We start from the raw sequence: 24,232 nt of genomic DNA on the forward strand, positions 1-24,232 counted from the left end.
GCTTAGAGGAATTTTTTCACGGGCGCGTAGGAACGGCGGTGCTGCGGCGTAACGCCCAGTTGTGCCAACGCTGCCAGGTGGACTTGAGTGGGATAGCCTTTGTGGCCGGCAAAATGGTAGCCGGGATACAGCCGATCCAACACCGCCATTTCGCTGTCGCGGGCGACTTTAGCCAGGATCGAGGCCGCGGAGATTTCGGCGATCAGCGCGTCGCCGCCGACGACCGCTTCGCCGGGACACGTTATGCCGGGCAGGCGATTGCCGTCGACCTTGATGTAATCGGGCTTGATCGGTAATTGCGTATAGGCGCGCCGCATCGCGACAAAGGTGGCTTGCAGGATATTGATGGCGTCGATTTCGCTGGCTTCGGCCCGACCGACCGCCCACGCCAGGGCCTGGGCCTGGATCTCTTCGGCCAGCGCGACGCGGCGTTTTTCGGTGAGTTTTTTCGAATCGGCCAGCCCGGCGATGGGCCGGGCCGGATCCAGAATCACCGCTGCCGCGACCACCGGGCCGACGATGCAGCCGCGTCCGACTTCGTCGATGCCGGCGATCAGTAGCGGGGAATTAGCGGAGGATGCCGCGCGTGACATTACGCAAGAAACTGACCATATTGGAGAGTTCGTTGCTTTCGCCGGCCATGCCTTCCATTTCTTCGATCGCGTCTTCCAGGCGCAGATTGTTTTTGTACAGGATTTTGTAGGCCTGACGAATCTGGCGGATCACTTCCGGCGACTTGCCGTTGCGCTCCATACCGACCGAGTTGATGCCGTGCGGACGGGTCGGCCGCCCCCCCACCATCACGTAAGGCGGAATATCCTGGGTGATCGCGCTGCCCATTGCCGAAAAGCTATACTCGCCGATCTGGGTAAACTGATGGACCAAGGTAAAACCGCCGAGAATGGCATGGTCGCCGAGGTGAACGTGACCGGCAATCGATGCGCCGTTGGCCATGATGACATGGTCGCCGATCACACAATCGTGGGCCACGTGGGTGTAAGCCATAAACAAGTTATCGCTGCCGATCAAGGTCAAGCCTTGATCCTGCTGAGTGCCGCGGTGCATGGTGCAGAATTCGCGGACCACGTTGCGGTCGCCGATTTCCAGCCGAGTAATTTCGTCGGCGTATTTTTTATCCTGCGGGTCTTCGCCGATCGACGAGAATTGGTAAATTTTGTTATCTCGGCCAATCGCGGTCGGCCCCTTGATCACCACGTGCGGCCCGATCTCGGTCCCGGCATCGATTTGCACGTCCGGCCCGATTACCGTGAACGGGCCGACGCTAACGTCTTCCGCCAAATCGGCGTGTGGATGGACAATCGCTCTGGGATCGATCATTTAAGCCACCGACACGGCGCACATGATTTGCGCGCTGGCTGCCAGTTCGCCGTCGACTTCGGCCCTGCAATCGAACGACCACAAATGGCGCTTGTGTTTCAGGTAAGTCACATGCAGACACAGCTGGTCGCCCGGCACCACTTGCCGCTTGAAGCGGGCATTGTCGATTCCGGCCAGATAATAGACGGCACCCTCGCCCAGCTTGTCGTCGCTTTGCGAAGTCAACAAAGCCGTGGCTTGCGCGAGTGCTTCCATAATCAATACGCCGGGCATGATCGGCTGGCTTGGGAAATGCCCCTGAAAGAAAGGCTCGTTGAAAGTGACGTTTTTCAAAGCCTTCAAGCTAATGCCGGGCTCGCAATCAACCACTTTATCCACCAACAAAAACGGGTAACGATGCGGGAGTAGTTTCTGAATCTGCAGAATATCGAGTGTTCCGGCCATAGCGCTTAGATGAAGACGGGTGGACTGGAAGGCGCGACAAACTCAAGCCTTCCGTAAAACTGAGCGGCGGCTTTCCGATATTTGGATCAGGAAAGCCGCGAAGAATTTACTGCGACAGGGTTTCCAGCTTTTGTTGGACGCGACTGGTGACATCAATTTGGTCGTTGGAGTAAATCACGCCGTCGGTCAACAACAAATCGAAAGATTCTTCTTTCGCCAGCGCTCTGACAGCTTCTACGATGCGTTTTTGCAAAGTACCCAACTCTTCATTGCGGCGCATCTGATAATCTTCACTTAATTCCTGTTGCGCTCTAGTGAATTCGCGTTTTTTATCCAATACGTCTTTTTCCAGTCTGCGGCGCTCGTCGTCACTCATCACGGCACTATCACGACCCAATTTCTCTTCCAGCGTTTTGATTTCTTTTTGTTGGGCAGCCAACGCTTTGTCCCGGGGCGAGAATTCGGTTTCCAGGCGGTTTTTTGCTTTTGCCGCTTGCGGCGCTTTCTCCAATACTTTAAGCACATTAACAAAGCCGATTTTCAGCTCCGCGTGGCTTATGCCGGCAAAAATCATCAGCATTAAAAACAAAGAAATTCTATTTTTCATGGTTAAAACCATCTCCGGTCAATTATGAGTTAAGACAAAACGCAGCGACGATTATAGGGCAAAACCGGCCTGAACTGAACTAAAATCCGGAACCGAAGGTAAACTGGAAAGCCTGGGTCCGGTCGGTATCTTCGGTATTCATCGGCTGGGCGACACTAACGGCCAAGGCCCCGAACGGCGACAACCATTCGCCGCTCAAACCGACCGAATAACGGAAGTATTTTTTCAGGTCCCCGGTATTGAGTCCCGGCGCCAAAGTTCCGGCGTCGATAAACGAACCGATCCGGACCGACTTGACGTCGCTCAAAAATGGCACTGGGAAAAACAACTCGGCCTTGCCGATCATTTTGGTGGAACCACCGACCGGGCGCCGGAAAGTATTGGTCGGATTCAAGTCGTTGGTATCGATGATACCGAGCGTATTCTGCATGAAACCACGTACGTCGTTGGTACCGCCGGCGAAATAGTTTTCGAAGAACGGCAGACCGGAATCGCCGCCATAACTGTCGCCGTGAGCGACTTCGCCCAGCAAGCGGAAGGTAAAGTCGTTGGACAACGGAAAATAATGCTGATGCTTGTAACCGATCTTGAAATATTCCAAATCACTGCCCGGCACCGTGATCAAACCCGATACCCGCTGCTGACCGCCGCTGTGAGCGAAGGTGGCCCGGTCCAGCGTATCGTGGGTCCAGCCCATCGAGGTGGATAAGGTGTTGAAACTTTTGGACTTGGTTACCAACGGATCGCCCTTGCTAAACCCCAAAAACCTCAAAATCGTATCCGACGACAAGGTCGTGTTTTCGATTTCGGTGCGCTTCAATTCGACGTCGAAACCGATCCGGTCGAATTCGTTCAACGGAATCCCGAAATTGACGCCGGCATTGGTAATGTTGGTGTTGTAACTGGCCAGGTTGGCGGCGTACGCGTTACGCGAGGTATAGCCCAGGTTATAACCGAGCGCCACGCCATCCAAGGTGTAGTAAGGGTCGGTAAAGCCCAGGTTGTAGCGGGTCAAGATACTGCTGTTATTGAAGGCGAAATCGACGCGTTTGCCGGTACCGAAAATATTGTCCTGCGACACGTTGGCATTGAAGATGATGCCTTGCACCTGGGAATAACCGATACCGGCCTGCAAGTTACCGGAAGCTTTTTCCTTGATCGAATAATTCACGTCGATTTGATCCGCCGCGCCAACCACCGGCGGAGTCTCGACGCCGACTTCTTCGAAATAACCCAAGCGGTCGAGACGGGTTTTGGTGCGCTCGATCTTGCTGCTGGCAGCCCAGCTGGACTCCATCTGCCGGGCTTCGCGGCGGATAACTTCGTCGCGGGTCTTGGTGTTGCCCTTGATATTGATGCGCCGCACGTAAACCCGCTTACCCGGGTCGACGAAGAACGTCATCGCTACGGTTTTGTTTGGTTCGTTGATCTCCGGCACCATGTTGACGTTGGCAAAGGTATAGCCTTCATCGCCCAGCCGATCGGAAATCGCTTTGGAGGTTTCGGTTGCGTTCTTGCGCGAGAAAATTTCGCCGGGACCGACCTTGACCAGTTTGATTAGCTCTTCCGGCGGCACGATCAAATCGCCCGACAATTTGACCTTGTCCAGCATGTACACGTCGCCTTCCTTGACGTTGATCGTTATGTAAATTTCCTTTTTATCGGCCGTGATGTCGACCTGGGTCGATTCGATCGAAAAATTGATATAACCGCGGTCCAGGTAATACGAGCGCAGCTTTTCCAAGTCGGCGGACAGCTTCTGTTTCGAATATTGGTCGTCTTTCGAATAAAACGACAGGAAGTTGGTAGTGCTTAATTCGAATTCCTTGCGCAATACATCGTTGGAAAACGACTTGCTGCCGACGATATTGATCTGTTTGATCTTGGCAACCCGGCCTTCGGAAATATCGATGTGAATGCCGACCCGGTTACGGGTGAGTTCGGTGACTTCGGTCTTGATTTTGAGACCGTATTTACCGTGACTGAAATACTGGCGGCGCAGCTCTTGTTCGACCTTATCCAAAACCTGCTTGTTGTAGACCTTGCCCTCGGCCAAACCGATTTTCTTCAAAGCTTCGGTCAGATCTTCCTTCTTGATGTCTTTATTGCCCTCGATCACCACTTTGGCGACGGAGGGCCGCTCCACGACATTGACGACCAAAGTACCGCCGTCGCGCTCCAGCGCAATATCCTTGAAAAAACCGGTATTGAACAATGCCCGAATCGCCTGGGCTTGCTTGTCTTCGGTAAAGGTTTCGCCGACGTTGACCGGTAAATAGTTATAGACGGTACCAGCCGAAATCCGTTGCAACCCCTTGACCTTGATGTCCTCGACTACAAAACTGCTTGCCTGGACAGCTTTGCCGGTCAACATGCTCAACAACAGGATTTGCAAAAGCGGGCTTTTCTTCACGCAGTCAACCAGAATGGATAAATGCGGCGATTGTAACATGCTGTTTTGCCATTCCCGCGCCTTCCAAGGTAAATACTGGTTAATTTTGGCCGAAAAATTGCTTTCTTATTTTTTTTCAAAAGCAAAGCAAAACAATAGAAACAAATCTCCAAAAAACAACGCCCAACCTTTTGAAATTTATAATTTTTAATGAGAAAACCAAATCAACCGAAACTATCCGCCACCAAATTGCGGTAGACAATTTGCGCATATTCGGCTTCGGCCCGCTCGACTTCGGCATCTTTTCCGACGCTGACACCGCCCGCCCCGCTGACCGGACTGACCGTATTGCCGGTATCGGGCTTGTAAACTCCGGCCACCGAAATCCCGTGCTCCGGCGTTACCAAGCTATAACAGGTATTCAGCCAATGCGCCTCGGCTAACGGCTGTTCCCGCAACAGCGACACAACCGCGAAAGCACAGGCTTTCGCTTCGGAATTGGCGGCAAAGGCCGACTTCGGAATCGGCGCATAGTTGGCCGCATCGCCAATCACATGCACAAACTCGTCGAATCTCGATTGTGCGCTGGCCGGCCGGACCGGACACCAGCCGCCGGCATCGGCCAAGCCGCTTTGTCGCGCAATCGAGCCGGCCGTTTGCGGCGGAATGATGTTCAGCACGTCGCCGGTAAAACGGTCGCCGAACTCGCTGACCAGAGTCTTGGCATCGGCGTGCAATTCCAGCAACGGATTGTCGGCCAGACTATGCCATTCGATCAGGCTGTTCGGCGTCCCGTAACCGTAATGCTTGGCCCAGCCGGCTTCGAACAAGGCCTGTTTGGAGAAACTGCGCTTGGCGTCGAGAATCAGAATCTTGGCCCGCGGTTTGTGTTGCTTCAGCCAGAATGCCATCATGCTGGCCCGCTCGTAAGGCCCCGGCGGACAGCGGTACGGGTCCGCCGGCACTGCGATCAACACTACGCCACCATCCGGCATGGCCTGCACTTGCCGCAACAGGACCAAGGTCTGCGGCCCGGCCTTCCAGGCGTGCGGGAAGCGTTCGGCGGCTGCCGAATCGTAACCGGCGATTACATCCCAACGAAAATCGATCCCAGGCGCCAGGATCAGGCGGTCGTAAGCCTGAGCGCCACCGCTTTGCAACTGCACCCGTTTCCGGGACAAATCCAATGCCGCAGCGGTATCGGCCACTACTTCCACGCCATAACGGCTGCGTAGCGCCTGATAATCCACGCGCAGTCGCTCCATGTCACCCAGCCCGGCAAACAGCCAATTGCTGGCCGGACAAGTGGTATAACGGGATTGCGCTTCGACCAGCGTAACGCGAATCCCGCCGTCCAATATTTTCAGATATTTGGCGACAGTGGCACCGGCGAAACCGCCGCCGACCACCACCACTCGCGGCTCGACAGCACCTAACGACGGCCACCGGCTGCAGCCGGCCAGTAAGCCGGCCCCCAACCCGACACAGCCGCTCAGAAATCGACGCCGCGACAATACGGATCGCATCAGTGCCGGCCCAGATAGGCCGCCACGGCGACAAGCTCCGCATCGCTATAAGCCTTGACCAGCCGCGGCATCAACGTTGCAGTCCGCCTGTCGTACTTAAACGCCAGCAAGGCCTGCTCCAGTTCGGCGGCGCTGAGACGGCCAAGCTCGGGCAAACGGCTCGCCGCCTGGCCGCTAGCGTGGCAATTCAGACAATTCATGGCGATGGCCTGAGCGGACAAATCGGCTTGTGCAGCCGGGACTGGAAAAAGCGCTAGAGCGCAAACGATGCCGCGCAGCCGCCGCATGCCGTTAGACCAGATGTTTTTGTCGAAAGATTTCGTACATCAACACCCCGGCTGCGACCGAAACATTCAGGCTTTCCACTTGGCCCAGCATCGGAATCTTGACCAAAAAGTCACAGTGCTGCCGAGTCAGATGACGCATACCGCTGCCCTCAGCGCCCATCACCAAAGCCAGTGCCATATCCAGTTTCATGTCGTAGACGGTCTGCTCGGCTTCGCCGGCCGCGCCCATGATCCAGATATTTTGTTCCTTCAACCAGCGCAAAGTCCGCGCCAGATTGGTGACTTGGTACACCGGCACGGTTTCGGCAGCGCCGCTGGCGACCTTGCACACGGTCGGGGTAATGCCGGCCGCATTGTCCTTGGTAACGATCACACCATGGGCACCGACCGCGTCGGCCGTGCGCAGGCAGGCACCGAGATTATGCGGATCCTGGACTTGGTCCAAAATCAGGTAAAACGCCGGCTCGGTTAACGCCTCGACATCGCTCTTCAACCGGTCCTCGCTGTGCATGGCCGGCAATTCGACGGCGACGACGATACCCTGGTGGTTCTTGCCGTCGGCCAGTTTATCCAACTTCTTGCGCTCGGTTTTTTCCAGACCGACACCAAGTGCGGCCAGCTCGTCGAGCAGCGGTTTCATGCGGGAGTCCTGCCGCTGGCTATCGACCCAGGCGCGGCGGATTTTTTGCGGCGAATATTCCAATGCGGCTTGCGCCGCGTGAATGCCGAACAGATGAGTCAAATTCATGAGCGGCGGCGCTTCCTAGATTTAGATTTGGCACTGGTCTTTGCCGGCTCGGCTTTGGATTTCTTAGCCTTTTTCTTGCCATTGTCCTTGGCAGGCGCAGCCTTGGCCTTGTTTTTTTTGCCGGCCTGCACCAACTCGAAGTCGATTTTCTTGTCGTCCAGACTGACCCGCACCACCCGAATTCGTACGCTGTCGCCCAAGCGGTAGCGAATACCGCTGCGTTCGCCGTACAGCTGGTGCTTGCTGGCATCGAAATTGAAATAATCGTCCTGCAACGAGGCGATATGCACCAAGCCCTCGACATAGATAGCCTGCAATTCGACGAAAAAGCCGAAGCCGGTCACGGCGGAAATTACGCCGGCAAACTCCTCGCCGATCTTGTCCATCATGTATTCGCACTTCAACCAACTGACCACGTCGCGAGTGGCCTCGTCGGCCCGCCGTTCGTTGGCCGAACAATGCTCGCCCAGCAGCACCATGTCGTCATGGCTGTACTGGAAGGTGTCCGGTTTATGGCCGGCCAGACAGTGCCGGATCGCCCGATGCACCAACAGATCGGGATAGCGCCGGATCGGCGAGGTAAAGTGGGCGTAAGCGTCCAGCGCCAAGCCGAAATGGCCTTTGGTCTCCGGGCTGTAGACCGCCTGCGACATCGAGCGCAGCAACAAGGTCTGAATCAAGTGGGCGTCCGGGCGCTGCTGTACCGATTCCAGCAAATGCATATAATCCAACGGCGTCGGTTCGGCCTTGCCGCCCAGATGCAAGCCCAACTCATTCAGAAAGGTCTTCAACGCCAGCAGTTTTTCCGCGCCGGGACCGTCGTGGACCCGCAGCAGGCGCGGCATTTTCTTGCGATTCAGGAAGCGCGCCGCCGCGGTGTTGGCGGTGATCATGAATTCTTCGATCAATTTATGCGCATCGTTGCGCACTAGCGGCACAATCTCGGCGATCTTGCGCTCCGGCCCGAATACGATTTTGGTTTCCTGGGTATCGAAATCCATCGCTCCGCGCAGTTCGCGCTGCTGGCGCATGACTTTGTACAAATCGTATAAAGTCTGCAGATGCGGCATCAGTTCTTGATGCTTTTTAATCAGCTTTTGATCGCCGTCCACCAACATCTTGGCCACAGCACTGTAAGTCAAGCGAGCGTGGGAGCGCATCACCGCTTCGAAGAAGCGCGAGCGCAACACCAGGCCTTCGCTGCTGATCAACAACTCGCAGACCATGCACAAGCGGTCCACGGCCGGGTTCAACGAACACAGGCCGTTGGACAGGATTTCCGGCAGCATCGGAATCACTTTTTCCGGAAAATACACCGAAGTGCTGCGGTTCTTCGCTTCATCGTCCAACGCGGTGCCGACTTTGACGTAATGCGACACATCGGCGATCGCCACCAGCAATTTCCAGCCTTTCGGCGTTTTTTGGGCGTAAACCGCATCGTCGAAATCGCGAGCATCCTCGCCGTCTATCGTCACCAACGGCAACTGGCGGATGTCTTCCCGACCCTGTTTGGCCTGTTCCGGCACTTCCGGCGTCAACGGCTTGATTTCCTTGAGCAGCGCATCCGGCCATTGGTTCGGCAAATCGTAGGAACGAATCGCCATTTCGATTTCCATGCCCGGCGCCATGTGCAGACCCAGCACTTCGCTGATGCGACCAATCGGCTGGCAGTGGGCGCTGGGTTGCTGCAGGATTTCGGCGACGACGATCTGGCCGTTCTTGGCGCCGCCGGTATCCTCCTTGGCGATCAACACTTCGTGGTTGACCTTCTTATTGTCCGGCACCACGTAGGCAACGCGGCCCTCGGTGAAAAAGCGGCCGACGATCTGATGGGTGTTACGTTCGGTAACCTCGATCACGGTAGCCTCGCGCCGGCCGCGACGGTCGACGCCGCTGACGCGGGCGATTACCCGGTCATTCGGCATCAGCGGTTTCATTTCCCGCGGCGACAGGAACAAGTCTTCGCTGCCGTCGTCCGGCTTCAGGAAACCGAAGCCTTCCGGATGACCAAGGACTCGTCCGGCGATGGTGTTGTGGCCGGAACCGATGCAATACTTTTGCCGGCTGTTAAAGCTCAATTGACCGTCGCGTTCCATGGCTCTGAGCCGACGCCGCAGCGCTTCCTGGGCATCGGCCGATTCCAGCCCGAATTGCTGGGCGATTTGTTGGCGTCTTAACGGTTTGCCGGCTTGCTGGATCAGCTCCAGGATCAGCTCGCGGCTGGGGATGGGGTTCTCGTATTTTTCCGCTTCGCGTTCGGCGTGCGGATCGACGAAAGTCGAAAAATCAGCGGGTTGATCGCTATTGGTGGTCATTGAGTCCGTCGCTTGGCAGCCACGCTCCCGCAATACGATGTATCGGGCGCTTGTGACATGGGTTATATAAAGTCATAGCCTTTCTTCTTGGGTTGTTGCGGTATGGTGGATTCGTCCAGAATCCGCCGGCACTCGAATTGCCAATACCCCAGGCCGATATTGCGCCGGCCGTTGAGGATGATCGGAAAGTTCTCGTTCCCCATATACATCCTGAGCAGGTCGCCGTCTTTCAATCGAAAAGAATCCATAATGATATAACTCTTCTCGCCTTCGTGGTCTTTCGCGCCGTAAATCAAGGCCTTTTTGCGCTCGTCGCCGGGTGCTGCATCCAGTGCCTGATAGGTCACCGCGTAGGTCTGGGCGGCGATCACCATCAACTCGAAAATCAGCTTGCTGTCCTGTTTGGGCACCAGTATTTTGCAGACCACGCCCAACGCTCGTTGCTGAGGCAAGGCGTCGATCTTTCTGAAGCTGACCAAACTGCCGATCGACAACACGCCTTCCTGGTCGAAATTGCAGGACAACGCGCGCTCCGAGTCGGTCTCGGCGCGTTTTTCCAAACCGGAACCGGCACCGGCGCGCGAGGTGTCGAGCAAGTCGAACGTGGCCTCCAGGCCGATCGCGACGTAGCGGTCGAGCCGGTCGCTGAAATAAACCGAACCCTGTGGCTCCTTGCCCTGCCAGCGCTGCAGTAAATAATCGAACAACTCGGCCGGCAGACGTTGCTGCTGGCTTTTTTCCATTTCCAGCGAGCTGAAGCGGGCTTCGTCCTTACTGGAAAATTTGTCGGGATGCTTGAAAACCTTGGCCAGCTTGCTCAGATTCAGATACAGCATCGCCGAATCCGAGCGGCGGTCGCTTTGCCCGCTGCTGGCCAGAAAGGCCGGCGGCAAATCCTCGTCCATCAGAATCGAACATTGCACGGCTTGGCCGGCGACCGGTTTAGTCTCGATCTCCAGCAGATCGGCGATTTTTTCGATGAACTCGTAAACCAGCTGGAATTCTTTCTGCATCAAACCCGACGGATAGGCCAGGCTGAGCAATAAAATTTGTTTGTAACTGTCCTCGATCGACGACTGCTTACTGAAAATGCCGCCCTGTTCGGCCGCTTTGACATCGGCTTTATCCAACTTCACGGCCAGCTTGTACAAGGAATGCAGGTCGATCCAGATCCAATCCGGAATCGGATAACTCATCATGTAATGGGTAATGATGATACGGCTCAAGCCCTTGATCGTACGCTGAATCGACAACACGGTCGGCTTGGCCTGCATCCAGCCAATCTCGCGCCGCGTCAGCTCGCGCGCCACGCTCCAGTAACCGATCGTAAACTGGCGTTCGATGCTACAGGTCAAGGCGAAAATTTTTTTTTCGCTATCGCCCTTGGGAAAACCCGACCGGGTCAGGCGGGAACGCAGGTAGTCGTCGATCAGAAAAAAACTGTCCCTCAGCATTTCCAGCGCGTGTAGCCGTTTGGCGGCCGGCATGTCTACCGATATCAACTCGCCCAACAATTCGTAGAACAAGCGCGCAGCCAGCCCTGGATTCGCCGTGGGAAGCTCGGTAATCCATTGTTTGAGCGCGTCGTCGCTGAACGAAGCCAACAGCTGGGGATCGTTTCTTTGCTCGGGAATGACTAAAAAGAACGAGTTTTTCACAAACAGCTCAAATAATGTACGCGCTTAGCGCGCTTTCGTAACGCCGCGGCCAACGCTGCCGGGTGACGCGAACAACTATAGCCCCCATTTTCTAGAAAAGCGCCTCGTCATCGACCATCGGACTTTGCAATGCGTTGATATCGTTTCTGAGCTGTTTTCTGGCCAGCAATTTGGATTGCACCCGCTCGGGCAACTCGGTAAAGATCAATACCTGCTTGGCCACCAGCAAATCGACCAAATCGTCTATCACCCGCACCATCTCGCTATCAGTGTCGGACAACGCCTGACGGGCATCCTGCTCGTAGCGGGCTTTGGCGTAGGCCAACCACTCTGGGTGGTCTGCCGCCAACCATTCTCCGTTACCGTTGTCGCTTACTGTGACAATAGCGCCGTCGGCGCCGCGTTGTACGAAAGGCATGCGCTTAGCTCCCTGTGGCTGCCTAACGACGAACACCGAACCCCAAGATGCGCGCTTGCATCAACGCGGCGAAATGGTCAGGGCACCCAAGGTTACGCCGATGTCTATCCCTCGCCCTTTACCCGACAGTGCCAAGGATATTTCGCCGCGGGTCAACACTTGGCCGTCAACCGATTTGGTCGCGCCGGCATGGCCTTCCAAGGCGACGAAATTACCGTAAATCTCGTTTAAATTCTTCACATCGGAAAACACCCCGGTACCTTCGATCTCGGACTTGCCGATGGTAAAGCCGATGCTTTTCGACGCCAAGGCTACCTGGGCGCGCTGACCGTTGCTGCAACTGATATTGCCGATACCGTCGTATTGCTTGTAAACCAAAGACCAGCCGCTCATTTTGTAGGTCATCGTGCACGAAGTAAACGCTTCGGCGAGCGCCGGGGCCGACGAAAACGCACCGGCCGCAGTCAAGGCCAGCGTCAACATCGAACGAACAAGCTTATTTTTCATAGCTACTCCAATGGGTTAGTAACACTAAACGAATTTCGCCGCGGCCCGGCTCAGCCTGAGCATTAGGCCTATCTTACACCGCAACGCTGTAAAGTTGGGTGCCGGCAGTATCGCGAACCGCACGCACCGCCCATTAGCCCAATCTTATTTATCACGGGTTTTCGGGCTGAGCGAGTCGCAGCCTGGCAGACCCTAAGGCCCTGCACTCAATGTTAACACCGACTTGATGCCGTCGGCTGCGTCTGCCTGGTTCAGCTCGGTCGCCAGGATGTAGACTCTGTCCCGACTGATTCCGCCCGGCTGATCGGCGACATATTGGGCGATATGGTTAGCCCTGGCTACCGCCAAATCGTTGAGTTTTAGCGGATCGGGTTGAAAAATGCTTTCCAGCCGCTCGCGCGCCGAAGCGTAAAAATCCGCGTCGGGTTTGCTTTTAATACGGGGCGTACCGAGCAGACTGCGTTCGAAATCTTCCGGAAACACTTCCGCGAAAAACTTGGCCAACAAGCGCTTGTAATCGTCATCGGCAAGCTGAATATATTCGTGACGAATCTTCTGGCCCTGATCGCGCAGTTCGCCGGATTTCATTTTTTTCAGTACATCCTGTAAGGCCTCGAACCGCATCGCCGGCCAATCCTGATTCTGATAGGCAATGCCTTTGATTTCCAAGGTCAGTTCCGGTTTGGTCAACAAGGCCTTGCTTAATTCGCCCAGCTTGGCCGTCTCATCCTTAGCCAATTCGGCACTACCCGGATTAAATTGCACCACACTGAAGTCCTTGTCGTCCCCCAATAGCGACGCAATGGCCTTGAACGGAGACATTGCCACCTTGGCGACCAAGTTGACCAACACATCGCGCACGAGGGCGCCGACGCTAAATTGCGGATCCTCCAGGCTGCCGGAAATCGGAAAATCCAGATTGATTTTGCCGTCGGCGTCTTTCAACAAGGCAATTGCCAAATGCAACGGCACGGACACTGCATTCGGATTTTCGACTTTATCACCCAAAGTCAATTGATCGATTAACAGTTTGTTTTGCACTTCAAGCTGGCCGCTCTTTATTTTGTAGTGCAAATCCAGAGCCATCTGGCCCTTCTCTATCCGGTAACCGGCAAATTCCGCCATATAAGGAGTGATCAACGGTAACGGCATATGGGTAAAATTCAAGGCAATATCGGAGTCGCCGCTCTGGAACTGGTACTTGCCCTTGATGCCCACCAAGGCCATATCGTAAACCTTGCCTTTCAAAGCCATCGTCGCGACGGCATCCTTGGCAGAAGAAAAACCGCTCACTTCGCCGTTCAAACCGTTCATTTCAGCTACGAACGGCAATATCAACGAATAGTCGGCGAAATTCGAGTTGCCGTTACGCATCTCGATCTTGCCTATGCTCAGACGGGGCTCATCCGCCTGGGCTGTCGCGGCTTCGGACTTGCCGCGAGCTTGAACCGGCTTTGTCGTCGGTACCGGTTCGGCTGCTTGTTCGACCAGGATATCGTCGATATTGGTACTACCGTCCTTTTTGATATTGAACCGCACATAAGGACGTTCCAATACCACGTTCGCCAGCTTGTAGTCTTGCGCGGCCAAATCGATATCGATGCCGTTCAGCGCCAGATTCGACCACTTCACGAAATCCTTGTTTTTCAGTTGGTCGCGAGTCAAAAGATTGTCGATGTCGGCATCGCCAGTGAATTTGAGTTGAAACGGCTCGGCGGCAGCCAGATGCAGTTTGCCGGCCGCATTGACGTCGCCGTCCACCACTTCCAGCTTTATGAACGGTTCCAAGTAGGGTTGGAAGGGTTTTAACTGCAGGTCCTTGAGATGCAAATCCCAATCGGCGACGAAGGGTTCCAGCGTCATATCGCCTTTCAGCGCCAAGCTACCGGCTTGATTCAAACGGGTATCGAACTGCAACGGTAGTTTGCCGGCCAGATCGGAACTGAAATTCTGTAATGTGCAATTCAACTCGGTCAGTTTGAATTCGAACGGTTTGGCTTGGCTAAAATCCGTAAAATGGATTTGGTAGTCGTGCAACGCCAACTGGCCCAACCGAATCGACCAGGGTTTGCCGGCATCGGCAATCGGAGCGGAGCTACCGCTTGTTTGAGTGGCGCCGGCTGCCGAGTCGCCAGCGTCGTCGGCGAACAAGGCCTGATAATTGACCACTCCGTCAGCTTGCAGCCAAGCCTTTATCGCCGCATTGTTGCTGACAACCGAGGTAATAGTGACGGCTTGACTGCCTAAATCGGCGCCGATGCCGCTGACAGCTAATTCAGGCAAATCGATCAAAGGCTTCCCGGTGGCTTTTTCCACGACCGCCAACTCTCGTAAGGCCAGCGTGCCGTTGTTCAGCACCGTGACGGCACCGGTATCGCCAACCGTTACTTGATATTCGATTTGCAGACCAGCCTGACCGGCCTCGATCCGCACCGGCAACTCCTGCAAAAACAACTGCCAAATTTTGTCCAACCGGATACCGTCGAGCGTTACTCGTCCCTTCGAGGCTAACGGCTGCAGACTTAAATCGCCGTTCCACTCGATGCTACCGCCTGACTCGAGGCCCAAAGTCAACTTGCCGTTACCGGTTTGATCAGCCAGAGTACTGATTTCCTGTAGGGTCAAATTAACCGGCAATAAAGTTTCCGCCAAAGTTTGACCGGAAGAGGCATCCGACCAGGCGACTTTGCCTTCGGCGATTGCCAAACGATGAATCGCCAGTTTGAACGGGCTGGCCGCGGCGTCCGGCTCCGGCGTATCTTCAGCTTCGGTTTGCTGCGGCTGCAGATCGGCAAAATTAAAGCTGCCGTCGGCCCGGCGACTAATATTGAATTGCGGTTTGGTCAACTCGATGCTGTCGACCACGGCACCACCCATTCCGACCGAACGCCAAAACGCCAGATCGATGCGCAGGCTTTCGAAACCGGCCAGCAGTTGTCCATCCCCGGCCGGCAACGAGAAATCCCGCAGCTCGATCACCAAGCTGAACGGGTTCAGACTGATCTGTTTCAACTGCGGCGTTTGCCCGGTTTGTTGCTTGATGATTTCCGGCAGCTTGCTCAAGGCAATTTTCGGCAGCAGGTAAAACCCGGCCAACGCATAGCTTGCCACGCCGGCGGAGACTGCCGCGGCGGCAATCAAGGCTTTTCTCCGGTTGATCGCGATCGGCATCGGCTTCAGATCAGTGCAATCGGTTGATGAATTCGGCATCTATCCGGCAACCGCCCAAATCGGGATAGTCCGCCAAATTTTGTTCGAAATCGCGAAACGACGGGTGTTGAAACGCCAAACGGCTGATTTTGCCTTGCACCAATTCGAATTCCAGCGCACCGCCTTTCTCGCGCGGACTGCCAGGTTTGGTCGCGAACAACATGATGCCGATATTCGCCAGCGGCTGGCCTTGTTCCTGAGCCGGCCGCGCGCAACTGAAACTCTCGACGTTGAGCGCGCCAAACACGCTGGCCAACTGCGCCGCATTGATCACCACACCGTCATCGGCAATATTCGGCAGTTGCAACAAGGCTTCCAAGCCAAAGTTGCTCAAATGATTCTGTAGCAATACCGAACCGTTACCGGATTTTTCGGTATTCAACAACGGATACAGCTGCCGGGCCGCTTCATCCTGATTCGGATTTTGCAATGCCGACAAAAATTGGCGCGCCGCCGATTGAATCGGACTGATCACACCCTCTTTCTTCTGCCTGGAACTGGTCAGATTATCCCAGTCCTGTAGCGTGTTGACCGGCAGCCGCATGTTTTTCATGGCCGTATAGTCCTCGGCCGCCAGACAGGCGGAAAAATCCTTGGTCCGGTACTGCTCCAGCAGTTTGGGCCGAATTTCGTCGGTCATGGCCTTCTGCGCCGAGATATTGAAGTTTTTCCAATCGGTGGATTTGGCCAGGAAGTAGTACAACACGGCATCGCGGTCGAACTTATTGAAGCCCAAATCCTTCATCACCAATTTCAGCCGCCGGCATTGGCTTTCCACGTCGTCATAGTTACGCCAATCCGGTTGCAAATTGGGCTTGGCGGCCGGGTCGACTTGGTTAATCAATTGTTGCAGGCTGATCTCGCCGTTAGCGGTTTGTACCGGCGCCCGCCACAACTCCTCCAGCGATAAATCATGCGCGTCCGGAATGGCGTCGCCGCCGGTTTTTAATAACAGCGAGGTGGCGACTTCCGGGTAAATCCTCAATTCGCCGAGCAGCCTGGTTTCCGAACTCCAGGCTTTCCAGCCGCCTTCAACCACTTCATAGACCGCCAACCGGCTCTGGTTGAAATTACCGCTATCGCCGGCCAACACCACGCTGGCAGGCAAGGAGTGGGTTTCGGAACTGTACTTACCGCTAGCGGCCGGTGTCTTCGCTACCACCTGCGGGCTGGTCTCGACCCAGTTACCAGCCAACTTTCCCATCACCGCCATGCCGGCACCTACCCCGGTCAACGCGAACAAACCGCTGGCGGCGTTGACGTCGCTGACCAATTGCGACAGGTTGGCTTCGTGGCTGTTGCTGGTTAAAAAGTTGTAATCAACCAGCGTATCTTTGCCGGTATCCAGCCTCAACCACGGCGTCAGGTTGGCTTTTTTGGTCTCCAACTTGAAGTTGCATTTGCCGGTAGTCGCTTGATAAAGAAAACCGCTCACCTCGCGTTTCAGTTTCAAAGTCTCGTTATGGACGCTGAATACCAAAGCCGCCGACAAATCGCCGTTCTCGTAATGACCGCCCATTTCGTTACAACCGCCTTTCAGCGCGCTGTCGCCTTTGAACTCGAAATCCGACACCAATTGCACGTAATAATCGTCGCCGCCGACCGTCGCATGACCGCGTAAGGGTTTGATCGGTAAGGTTTCGGTTTTGGGATAATCCACCGCGATCTGCCGGGTCGTGGCGCAACCGGCGATCAGGCTACCGGCAATTAGCGTGACGGGTAGGGAAAATAATCGGCTGATCGGCATTAATGGTCCTAAACAAATTTGGCAAGGTTCGACGGCCGCTGTTGCCGCCGCTGTTTTCAAGCTAGCGGGGGCGGCTTAGGCTTTGCTTAACGGAATCGAACTGCGAGTGTATTACAAAATCGCCAAGCTCAATTCACTACATTCAGCACGGAATAATAAATTGAAGCTTGCGAAGTGGCTACCGTTTTATCCGCTCGCCGTAAGACTTTACAACGAGTCCTGCTTGAAACGGTGGATTTGCCGGCGTTGTTTCTTGTTAGGTTTGTGTTCGCGTTCGGATGGATGTTGTAACGCTTGTTGCTGCTTGCGCAATTCGATTTGCTGATGGCGTCTTTCCGAGCTGGTCTCGTCTTCGTGGTAAAGCCGGGCGGCTTCCTGAGCCGGACGCCGCTGCTGATTTAGATCGGTTACCCGCAGTTCCCAGGTGTACTGGTCTTTGGTCACCGTGACCAGATCGCCGATTTTGATGTCTTTACCCGGCTTACAACGTTGGCCGTTGACATGAACTTTACCGCCGTTGACGGCATCGGCCGCCAGACCGCGGGTTTTGAAAAAGCGCGCGGCCCACAGCCATTTGTCGATCCGGATCTGGCTTAACTCATTCAACCTTGAGTCCACTCTCCGCCCAAGCCTTGAAGCCGCCGGCCATGCTAACCGCGCCGGAATATCCCAACTGGTTCAGGACCTGGGTTGCCAACGCGGAGCGACCGCCGCTCTGGCAGTAGACCACGATACCGGCATCCTGCTTACCCTGAAACGCCGGGTGCCCGCCGATTTGAAACTCCAAGACGCCACGCGGAATGTTGACCGCTCCCGGCAAATGGCCGGCGGCAAATTCGGCCGGCTCCCGCACATCAAGCAGCAAAGCGCCGGACAATCGGGCGTTGGCGGCGGCGACGTCGATTTCGGTGATCTGCTGCTTGGCGGCAGCAACCAATTCCTGAGCTGTGATCGACATAAACGACTCCTAAAAATCAGGCTTCCATGGCTTTTTTCAATTCTTTCGGAATCGAAAACACCACTTTTTCTTCGATACCTTTGTTCTCACGCACGGCAGTGTCTTCACCGCCCCACTCCTTCAATTGGTTGATCACTTCCTGCACCAGCACTTCCGGGGCCGAGGCACCGGCGGTGACGCCGACCACTTCGATACCGTCCAACCATTCTTGTTTCAAATCCTTATAGGTGTCGATCAGGTAGGCCGGTTTGCCCAGTTGTTCGGCAATCTCCCGCAAACGATTGGAATTGGAACTGTTAGGCGAACCGACCACCAGAATCAGATCGGAGATTTTCGCCAAGTCGTGTACGGCATCTTGGCGGTTTTGGGTGGCGTAGCAAATGTCGTCTTTCTTTTGTTCCTTGATCGACGGAAAGTGTTCGCGCAACGCGTCGACCATGACTTTAGTATCCGTCATCGACAGTGTGGTTTGCGTCACGTAAGCCAGATTGTCCGGATTGTTGACCTTCAGGTTTTTGACGTCTTCCGGCGTTTCGACCAGATAAATATCGCCGTGCTCGGTGCATTTATCGTACTGGCCCATGGTACCCTCAACTTCGGGATGACCGGCGTGGCCGATCAAAATCACTTCCCGGTCTTGCTTGGCATGTTTGGCCACCTGCATATGCACCTTGGTCACCAGCGGACAAGTCGCATCGAACACCGTCAACTGGCGCTCCTCCGCTTCTTGCTGCACCGCCTTGGACACGCCATGCGCACTGAATATCAGATAAGAGCCGACCGGCACGTCACTGAGTTCTTCTATAAAAACGGCACCCTTTTCCTTTAAGCCATCGACTACGGTGCGGTTGTGCACCACTTCGTGTCGTACGTAAATCGGCGCACCAAACGTATCGATCGCTTGATCGACGATTTCAATGGCCCGATCGACGCCGGCACAGAATCCACGGGGGTTAGCGAGTACTATTTGCATATTCTTGAGTGTTTTACTGGGTTAAGACGGAAGAATTCTAATCCAATTTCGCATCCGAGACGATAATTCCGTCGCCATCGGCATATAAATAGTGGTCTTTTTTGAAATTGACGCCGGCAAACGTGATCATCACGTCGCGGTCGCCGTGGCCGTGCTTGTTGCTGCGTAACGGATTCGTGTTCAACGCCATCACGCCGATCGGCATCTGCCGGATCAGTTCGGAGCCGCGGATACTGCCGTAGACCACGATGCCCTGCCAACCGTTCTCCAGCGCCAAGCCGGCCAGGGTATCGCCGATCAACGCGCAACGCTTGGAACCGCCACCGTCGACCACCAATACGCGGCCGTCGACTTTTTCCGCCAACACGGCGCGGACCAGCGAATTGTCCTCGAACACTTTTAGCGTCGTGATTTGACCGCAGAACCGGCGGTTACCGCCGAAATGGCGCAGCACTGGTTCTGCCACCTGAAAACTGTCGGTTTGGGCAAAACGGTCGCATAAATCCGCCGTATCGAAGCTCATACTCGCCTCCGCGAATCAGTAATAACGGGCCAACAAACCGTAATCGCACTCAGCGGTCGGCAACGGAATCTTCACTTCGTAGCCGCCACCGGCCGCTTCCTGCATCGGCTGGCCGTATTTATCGACCATGTGTTCCACGACGATATCCCGGTTGCCGCTCGGCAGAATCAGTTCCAATTTGTCGCCCAGCGCAAACTTGTTTTTGACGCTGACATCGGCCATGCCGGTCGCGGCATCGAAACCGGTAATTTCGCCGCAAAACTGTTGTTGGTGGCTCTTCGAATAGCCGGACAGATAATTTTGGTGTTCGTGGGTGTGGTGGCGCTGGTAAAAGCCGTCGGTGTAGCCGCGGTTGGCCAGATTATCCAGAATACCGAGCAACTCCGGTTGGAACGGCCGTCCGGCTAGAGCATCGTCGATGGCCTGGCGGTAAGTCTGAGCGGTGCGCGCCACATAAAAATGCGATTTGGTGCGGCCTTCGATTTTCAAACTATCGATGCCGATTTCCACCAAGCGCTGCACGTGCTCAATCGCGCGCAGATCCTTGGAATTCATGATGTAGGTGCCGTTCTCGTCTTCCATCACCGGCAACAGCTCTCCCGGCCGCCCTTCTTCTTCCAGGAAATAAATATTGTCGGCGAGAGGATGCCGATCGGCGCCGCCGCAACTGGCGGTGTTTAGCCCCTGGTTCAAATCGTTCATGGAAATAACCGCGCTATCGGCCAACAAATAATCGCCTTCGGCGTTTTCCACCGCCGGTTTGGTATCGTATTTCCAGCGGCAGGAATTGGTACAAGTGCCTTGGTTCGGATCGCGATGATTGAAGTAGCCCGACAGCAAGCAACGGCCGGAATAAGCGATGCACAGCGCGCCGTGCACAAACACTTCCAACTCCATATCCGGGCATTGCTGGCGAATCTCGGCGATCTCGTCCAGCGACAGTTCGCGCGACAAAATCACCCGTTCCACGCCCATGCTTTTCCAGAACCGAACGCTGGCATAGTTGACGGTATTGGCTTGCACCGACAGATGAATCGGCATCTCCGGCCATTGCTCGCGGGTCATCATGATCAAACCCGGATCGGCCATGATCAGCGCGTCGGGCTGCATCGCGATGATCGGCGCCATGTCCTTCAAAAAGGTTTTGACTTTGGCGTTATGCGGAATCACATTAGCCGCCAGAAAGAATTTTTTCCCCAACTGATGGGCTTCGGCAATGCCTTTAGCCAGATTCTCGGATAGGAAATCGTTATTACGCACCCTGAGACTGTAGCGCGGTTGTCCGGCATAAACCGCATCGGCACCGAATGCAAACGCGTAACGCATATTGCGCAAGGTACCGGCCGGGGAAAGGAGTTCGATGTGTTTCATGTCAGCTCGAGAAAAGGAAATGGCGGCCATTTTAGCAAAATTTCGGGCAAAATCAGGCCACTACGAAAATCACCGTCGTCCGCTCGTTCAGTGCGGGATTTAAAGCGGCACCGAATAATCAGACGTCGGCAGCTTCAGAGATTAATTCGCGGTAAATCGCCAGATGAGCGTCGACGATAGCTGCGACGGCATAGCGTCGTTCGGCCAGTTGCCGGCCCCGCCGCCCCATCTCCCGCCGCAAACCGCCATCGGCCAATAGACGCCGAATCGCATCTGCCAGCGCAACGGCGTCTCTCACCGGTACCAACAAACCGCTGACATCGGCTTCGATCGCATCCCGACAACCCGGAACGTCGCTAGTAATGACCGCCCGCCCGCAGGCGGCCGCCTCTTCCAAGACTCTGGGCAAGCCCTCGCGGTAGGAGGGCAATACCACGATATTGGCAGCGGCCAATAATTGCGGCATATTTTTTTGAAAGCCGAGAAATTCGATATTCGGATCGGCACGCAAGGCTTCGACTTCCTGACGGCTTAAACTGGAAGGATTGCCGTCGTCCCGATCGCCGACCAGCACAAAGCGCGCGTCGACACCCTGTTCACACAACAAGCGGGCGGCCTCGACGTATTCCCTCACGCCTTTATCGTACAGCAAGCGCGCCGCCATCAACACGACCGGCCGGCCTTCCGGCTCCGGGATAACGGCGAAGCGCTGCAAGTCGACCCCGGAACCGCGCACCAATACGGTGTTCTGCGGCAACACGACACCTAGCCCGACCATCAGATCGCGATCGGTCTGATTCTGAAAGATCACGCGAATACGCCGGTGCCCCAGCGCCACGCGGTAGAGCCGGGAAACCAAAGTTCGGAGGATCCGGGTTTTAAGCCGGGTATCGGTAAACAGATAGCCCATACCGAATACTGCGGCAACCACGGCCTTGACCCCGGCCAAGCGCGCGGCGATGCCACCGTACAAAATCGGCTTTACCGTCATCAGGTAAACCAGATCGGGTTGCACCCGCTTGAACAAGCCATACATCGCCCGGAGCGCTGCCAGCTCCGCCATCGGGTTTTGGCCGCTCCGGGTCAGCACCAGCTCGTGATAGATAAAACCGAGATCGCGGATTTCCGCAACCCGCGTCCCGGGCGGGGTCGCAACGTGGACTTCGTAACCCTGTTTCAGCGCCCCGCTGGTTTCCGGCAGCCGGTGCAGCAGAAAAAAATCCAGGTCGTTGCAAACCACCAATAGTTTGTTACTCATTGCTGATCGAGCCAGGCATTGAACATCAAAACATCCCACAACAAAAATCGCCAATTCCGCCGACCGGACAAATGCTCGGCCCATTTGCGCCTGATCGGCTCCGGATCGAAATAACCGTCGCGGCTGAGCCGCGAGCGGTCAAGCAAGGCCTCGGCCCAGTCGCGCAACGGCCCGCGCAGCCACTCTTCGAGCGGTACCGCGAAACCCATTTTCGGCCGTTCGATCAATTCGCGCGGTACATGCCGGTACAACACCCGGCGCAATAGCCATTTGGCTTCGCCGTCACGGACTTTCATCTGCCTCGGCAATTTCCAGGCGAACTCGAACAAACGATGGTCCAGCAGCGGCACCCGGGTTTCCAGGCCGACATTCATTCCCGCCCGGTCGACCTTGACCAGAATGTCGTCCGGCAAATAACTGCAGCTATCGAACAACATCATTTGTTCGAGCAACTCCGGCAAAACCGGCCAACTTTTCAGCAACGCATCTCCAGAGTTGCTGTCGAGCACCACATCGGCCGGTTGCCAATGGCTGATCAGGTTCAAGTACAACTCGGCCGGATTGGCGCTATGTAACAAGCCAGCCCCTTTATGAATCTTGTCCCCCGGGAAACCGCTACGCATGCCGGCCGGCAACAAGGGCTGGACAACAGCGTACAGAGCGTCCCAGCCTTTGACCGGTACGCCTTGTAAAACGCTGGCTAGCACATTCCGCAGCGGCAAAGGCACCGCTGCCAGCTTGGCCCATAGCCGCTGCGCCATCCGGTAGCGGCCGTAGCCGCCGAACAATTCGTCGCCGCCGTCGCCGGACAAGGCCACCGTAACCTGCTGTCGGGCCATGCGCGAAACCAGGCACGTCGGCAATTGCGACGAATCGGCAAACGGTTCGTCGTAAATCGCCGGCAACTCGGGAATGATGGCCAATGCGTCATCGGAGCTGACGTAAAGTTCGCTATGCTCGGTACCCAAATGCCGGGCCACCGCCTTTGCGTAGCGGGCCTCGTCGAATGCATCCTCGCCAAAGCCGATGGTAAAAGTCTTGACCGGCGGTGCACCTGCAGCCCGCGCCTCGGCCTGCATCAACGCGACGATCGTCGACGAATCGACACCGCCCGACAAAAATGCACCCAATGGCACATCGGCCACCATCTGGCCGCGCAAGGCCTCGCGCAACTGTTGTTCCAGCGCGTCGGCCGCGTCGTCTGCGGAATTAAACGTAAACGGCTCGGCCAAGCCGTCTCTAGCCGCAGCGGCGGCGGACCAGAACACATCGGGCTCCGGCAACTTGCCCGATGCAATCTGGCTGCGGTCGAAGGTCAACAAACTGCCCGGAACCAACTTATTGATCCCGCTATAAATACTGAACGGGCCGGGAACGTAGTTATGCCGCATGTATAACGCAAGGGCTTGACGATCAATTTCGTCAACGAAGCCCGGAATTGCCCGCAAGGCTTTCAGTTCCGAAGCAAAAGCCAAACCGGCGGCTACCCGACCGTAATACAGCGGCTTTTCGCCCAAGCGGTCCCGCGCCAACGACAGCTCACGCTTATCCCGATCCCATAAAGCCAGCGCAAACATACCCACCGCCGACTCCAGCGCTTTGCGCAAACCCCAGGCGGCGATGGCCGCCAATAAGGTTTCGGTGTCGGAATGCCCGCGCCAGATCGGCGCCTGCCCGGAGCGCTCGAGTTGTTCGCGCAACGCCGGATGGTTGTAAATTTCGCCGTTGAAAACGATGACATAGCGCCGACAGGACGACAGCATCGGTTGATGCCCAGCCGGCGACAGGTCGACGATGGACAGCCGGCGGTGCACCAAGCCGATCCCGTCCTCGGCACTTCGGAAAATCCCGCTATCGTCGGGGCCGCGACTGCGAATTGCATCGCCCATCGCTTGCAGCACCGCTTCCGGGTCGGACAGGCCAATGCCGAAAAAACCCGCTATGCCGCACAT

General features: G+C 55.8%; 21 protein-coding genes. All 21 read right to left on the reverse strand.

Annotation, left to right across the window (positions count from 1 at the left end):
• Positions 1 to 2: 2 nt before the first annotated feature.
• The 21 genes from rnhB to asnB all read right to left on the reverse strand — a co-directional run bounded on the left by rnhB (position 3) and on the right by asnB (position 24,232).
• The gene (gene rnhB, locus ACH518_RS18270; RefSeq protein WP_445371113.1) at positions 3 to 593 is read right to left on the reverse strand and encodes a ribonuclease HII; all 591 of its coding nucleotides are present in this window, start codon (positions 591 to 593) and stop codon (positions 3 to 5) included.
• Positions 568 to 1,338 carry an acyl-ACP--UDP-N-acetylglucosamine O-acyltransferase gene (gene lpxA, locus ACH518_RS18275; protein ID WP_445371114.1) on the reverse strand — a complete coding sequence of 257 codons (771 nt, stop codon included), beginning with the start codon at positions 1,336 to 1,338 and terminating at the stop codon, positions 568 to 570. Before lpxA ends, rnhB begins: the two co-directional genes overlap by 26 nt.
• Positions 1,339 to 1,782 carry a 3-hydroxyacyl-ACP dehydratase FabZ gene (gene fabZ, locus ACH518_RS18280; protein ID WP_140911332.1) on the reverse strand — a complete coding sequence of 148 codons (444 nt, stop codon included), beginning with the start codon at positions 1,780 to 1,782 and terminating at the stop codon, positions 1,339 to 1,341.
• A 106-nt stretch (positions 1,783 to 1,888) separates the two neighbouring features.
• The gene (locus ACH518_RS18285) at positions 1,889 to 2,389 is read right to left on the reverse strand and encodes an OmpH family outer membrane protein (RefSeq protein ID WP_445371115.1); all 501 of its coding nucleotides are present in this window, start codon (positions 2,387 to 2,389) and stop codon (positions 1,889 to 1,891) included.
• Between the two features lie 79 nt (positions 2,390 to 2,468).
• Positions 2,469 to 4,802 carry an outer membrane protein assembly factor BamA gene (gene bamA, locus ACH518_RS18290; RefSeq protein ID WP_445373016.1) on the reverse strand — a complete coding sequence of 778 codons (2,334 nt, stop codon included), beginning with the start codon at positions 4,800 to 4,802 and terminating at the stop codon, positions 2,469 to 2,471.
• 203 nt (positions 4,803 to 5,005) lie between these two features.
• Positions 5,006 to 6,307 carry an FCSD flavin-binding domain-containing protein gene (locus tag ACH518_RS18295; RefSeq protein WP_445371116.1) on the reverse strand — a complete coding sequence of 434 codons (1,302 nt, stop codon included), beginning with the start codon at positions 6,305 to 6,307 and terminating at the stop codon, positions 5,006 to 5,008.
• Entirely contained in the window at positions 6,307 to 6,594 is a 288-nt protein-coding gene (locus tag ACH518_RS18300) for a c-type cytochrome (RefSeq protein ID WP_445371117.1), read from the reverse strand. Before ACH518_RS18300 ends, ACH518_RS18295 begins: the two co-directional genes overlap by 1 nt.
• Positions 6,595 to 6,598: 4 nt before the next feature.
• Positions 6,599 to 7,342, reverse strand: coding sequence for a 23S rRNA (guanosine(2251)-2'-O)-methyltransferase RlmB (gene rlmB, locus ACH518_RS18305; protein ID WP_445371118.1), 744 nt, complete (start codon positions 7,340 to 7,342; stop codon positions 6,599 to 6,601).
• Entirely contained in the window at positions 7,339 to 9,657 is a 2,319-nt protein-coding gene (rnr, locus tag ACH518_RS18310) for a ribonuclease R (protein ID WP_445371119.1), read from the reverse strand. Before rnr ends, rlmB begins: the two co-directional genes overlap by 4 nt.
• A 62-nt stretch (positions 9,658 to 9,719) precedes the next feature.
• Complete coding sequence (locus ACH518_RS18315; protein WP_445371120.1) at positions 9,720 to 11,315, reverse strand: hypothetical protein; 1,596 nt, start codon at positions 11,313 to 11,315, stop codon at positions 9,720 to 9,722.
• A 91-nt stretch (positions 11,316 to 11,406) separates the two neighbouring features.
• Positions 11,407 to 11,733 carry a hypothetical protein gene (locus ACH518_RS18320; protein ID WP_140911340.1) on the reverse strand — a complete coding sequence of 109 codons (327 nt, stop codon included), beginning with the start codon at positions 11,731 to 11,733 and terminating at the stop codon, positions 11,407 to 11,409.
• 60 nt (positions 11,734 to 11,793) lie between these two features.
• Positions 11,794 to 12,240, reverse strand: coding sequence for a hypothetical protein (locus tag ACH518_RS18325; protein WP_140911341.1), 447 nt, complete (start codon positions 12,238 to 12,240; stop codon positions 11,794 to 11,796).
• 192 nt (positions 12,241 to 12,432) lie between these two features.
• Positions 12,433 to 15,450 carry a DUF748 domain-containing protein gene (locus ACH518_RS18330; protein ID WP_445371121.1) on the reverse strand — a complete coding sequence of 1,006 codons (3,018 nt, stop codon included), beginning with the start codon at positions 15,448 to 15,450 and terminating at the stop codon, positions 12,433 to 12,435.
• The gene (locus ACH518_RS18335; RefSeq protein WP_140911342.1) at positions 15,422 to 17,197 is read right to left on the reverse strand and encodes a hypothetical protein; all 1,776 of its coding nucleotides are present in this window, start codon (positions 17,195 to 17,197) and stop codon (positions 15,422 to 15,424) included. Before ACH518_RS18335 ends, ACH518_RS18330 begins: the two co-directional genes overlap by 29 nt.
• Before the next feature lie 207 nt (positions 17,198 to 17,404).
• Positions 17,405 to 17,803, reverse strand: a complete 399-nt coding sequence (locus tag ACH518_RS18340) for an RNA-binding S4 domain-containing protein (RefSeq protein WP_445371122.1) — start codon at positions 17,801 to 17,803, stop codon at positions 17,405 to 17,407.
• On the reverse strand, positions 17,796 to 18,155 hold the full coding sequence (locus ACH518_RS18345) for a rhodanese-like domain-containing protein (RefSeq protein WP_140911344.1): 360 nt from the start codon (positions 18,153 to 18,155) through the stop codon (positions 17,796 to 17,798). Before ACH518_RS18345 ends, ACH518_RS18340 begins: the two co-directional genes overlap by 8 nt.
• A gap of 16 nt (positions 18,156 to 18,171) precedes the next feature.
• Positions 18,172 to 19,128 (reverse strand): 4-hydroxy-3-methylbut-2-enyl diphosphate reductase, encoded by a 957-nt coding sequence (ispH, locus tag ACH518_RS18350; RefSeq protein ID WP_140911345.1) that lies wholly within the window; start codon positions 19,126 to 19,128, stop codon positions 18,172 to 18,174.
• A 37-nt stretch (positions 19,129 to 19,165) separates the two neighbouring features.
• A complete protein-coding gene (gene rraA / locus ACH518_RS18355) occupies positions 19,166 to 19,651 on the reverse strand; it encodes a ribonuclease E activity regulator RraA (protein WP_445371123.1) in 486 nt (161 codons plus the stop codon).
• A 15-nt stretch (positions 19,652 to 19,666) separates the two neighbouring features.
• Complete coding sequence (gene trhP, locus ACH518_RS18360) at positions 19,667 to 21,022, reverse strand: prephenate-dependent tRNA uridine(34) hydroxylase TrhP (RefSeq protein ID WP_445371124.1); 1,356 nt, start codon at positions 21,020 to 21,022, stop codon at positions 19,667 to 19,669.
• A 118-nt stretch (positions 21,023 to 21,140) separates the two neighbouring features.
• Positions 21,141 to 22,280 (reverse strand): glycosyltransferase family 4 protein, encoded by a 1,140-nt coding sequence (locus ACH518_RS18365; protein WP_445371125.1) that lies wholly within the window; start codon positions 22,278 to 22,280, stop codon positions 21,141 to 21,143.
• Complete coding sequence (gene asnB, locus ACH518_RS18370) at positions 22,277 to 24,232, reverse strand: asparagine synthase (glutamine-hydrolyzing) (protein ID WP_445371126.1); 1,956 nt, start codon at positions 24,230 to 24,232, stop codon at positions 22,277 to 22,279. The genes ACH518_RS18365 and asnB overlap by 4 nt, the downstream gene beginning before the upstream one ends.

The sequence above is a fragment of the Methylomonas sp. HW2-6 genome (assembly GCF_052474525.1).

Excerpts from the sequence above, each read along its gene's own strand:
- rnhB (WP_445371113.1), bottom strand. The coding sequence starts at position 593 with ATGTCACGCGCGGCATCCTCCGCTAATTCCCCGCTACTGATCGCCGGC.
- lpxA (WP_445371114.1), bottom strand. The coding sequence starts at position 1,338 with ATGATCGATCCCAGAGCGATTGTCCATCCACACGCCGATTTGGCGGAA.
- fabZ (WP_140911332.1), bottom strand. The coding sequence starts at position 1,782 with ATGGCCGGAACACTCGATATTCTGCAGATTCAGAAACTACTCCCGCAT.
- ACH518_RS18285 (WP_445371115.1), bottom strand. The coding sequence starts at position 2,389 with ATGAAAAATAGAATTTCTTTGTTTTTAATGCTGATGATTTTTGCCGGC.
- ACH518_RS18295 (WP_445371116.1), bottom strand. The coding sequence starts at position 6,307 with ATGCGATCCGTATTGTCGCGGCGTCGATTTCTGAGCGGCTGTGTCGGG.
- ACH518_RS18300 (WP_445371117.1), bottom strand. The coding sequence starts at position 6,594 with ATGCGGCGGCTGCGCGGCATCGTTTGCGCTCTAGCGCTTTTTCCAGTC.
- rlmB (WP_445371118.1), bottom strand. The coding sequence starts at position 7,342 with ATGAATTTGACTCATCTGTTCGGCATTCACGCGGCGCAAGCCGCATTG.
- rnr (WP_445371119.1), bottom strand. The coding sequence starts at position 9,657 with ATGACCACCAATAGCGATCAACCCGCTGATTTTTCGACTTTCGTCGAT.
- ACH518_RS18320 (WP_140911340.1), bottom strand. The coding sequence starts at position 11,733 with ATGCCTTTCGTACAACGCGGCGCCGACGGCGCTATTGTCACAGTAAGC.
- ACH518_RS18325 (WP_140911341.1), bottom strand. The coding sequence starts at position 12,240 with ATGAAAAATAAGCTTGTTCGTTCGATGTTGACGCTGGCCTTGACTGCG.
- ACH518_RS18330 (WP_445371121.1), bottom strand. The coding sequence starts at position 15,450 with ATGCCGAATTCATCAACCGATTGCACTGATCTGAAGCCGATGCCGATC.
- ACH518_RS18335 (WP_140911342.1), bottom strand. The coding sequence starts at position 17,197 with ATGCCGATCAGCCGATTATTTTCCCTACCCGTCACGCTAATTGCCGGT.
- ACH518_RS18345 (WP_140911344.1), bottom strand. The coding sequence starts at position 18,155 with ATGTCGATCACAGCTCAGGAATTGGTTGCTGCCGCCAAGCAGCAGATC.
- ispH (WP_140911345.1), bottom strand. The coding sequence starts at position 19,128 with ATGCAAATAGTACTCGCTAACCCCCGTGGATTCTGTGCCGGCGTCGAT.
- rraA (WP_445371123.1), bottom strand. The coding sequence starts at position 19,651 with ATGAGCTTCGATACGGCGGATTTATGCGACCGTTTTGCCCAAACCGAC.
- trhP (WP_445371124.1), bottom strand. The coding sequence starts at position 21,022 with ATGAAACACATCGAACTCCTTTCCCCGGCCGGTACCTTGCGCAATATG.
- ACH518_RS18365 (WP_445371125.1), bottom strand. The coding sequence starts at position 22,280 with ATGAGTAACAAACTATTGGTGGTTTGCAACGACCTGGATTTTTTTCTG.
- asnB (WP_445371126.1), bottom strand. The coding sequence starts at position 24,232 with ATGTGCGGCATAGCGGGTTTTTTCGGCATTGGCCTGTCCGACCCGGAA.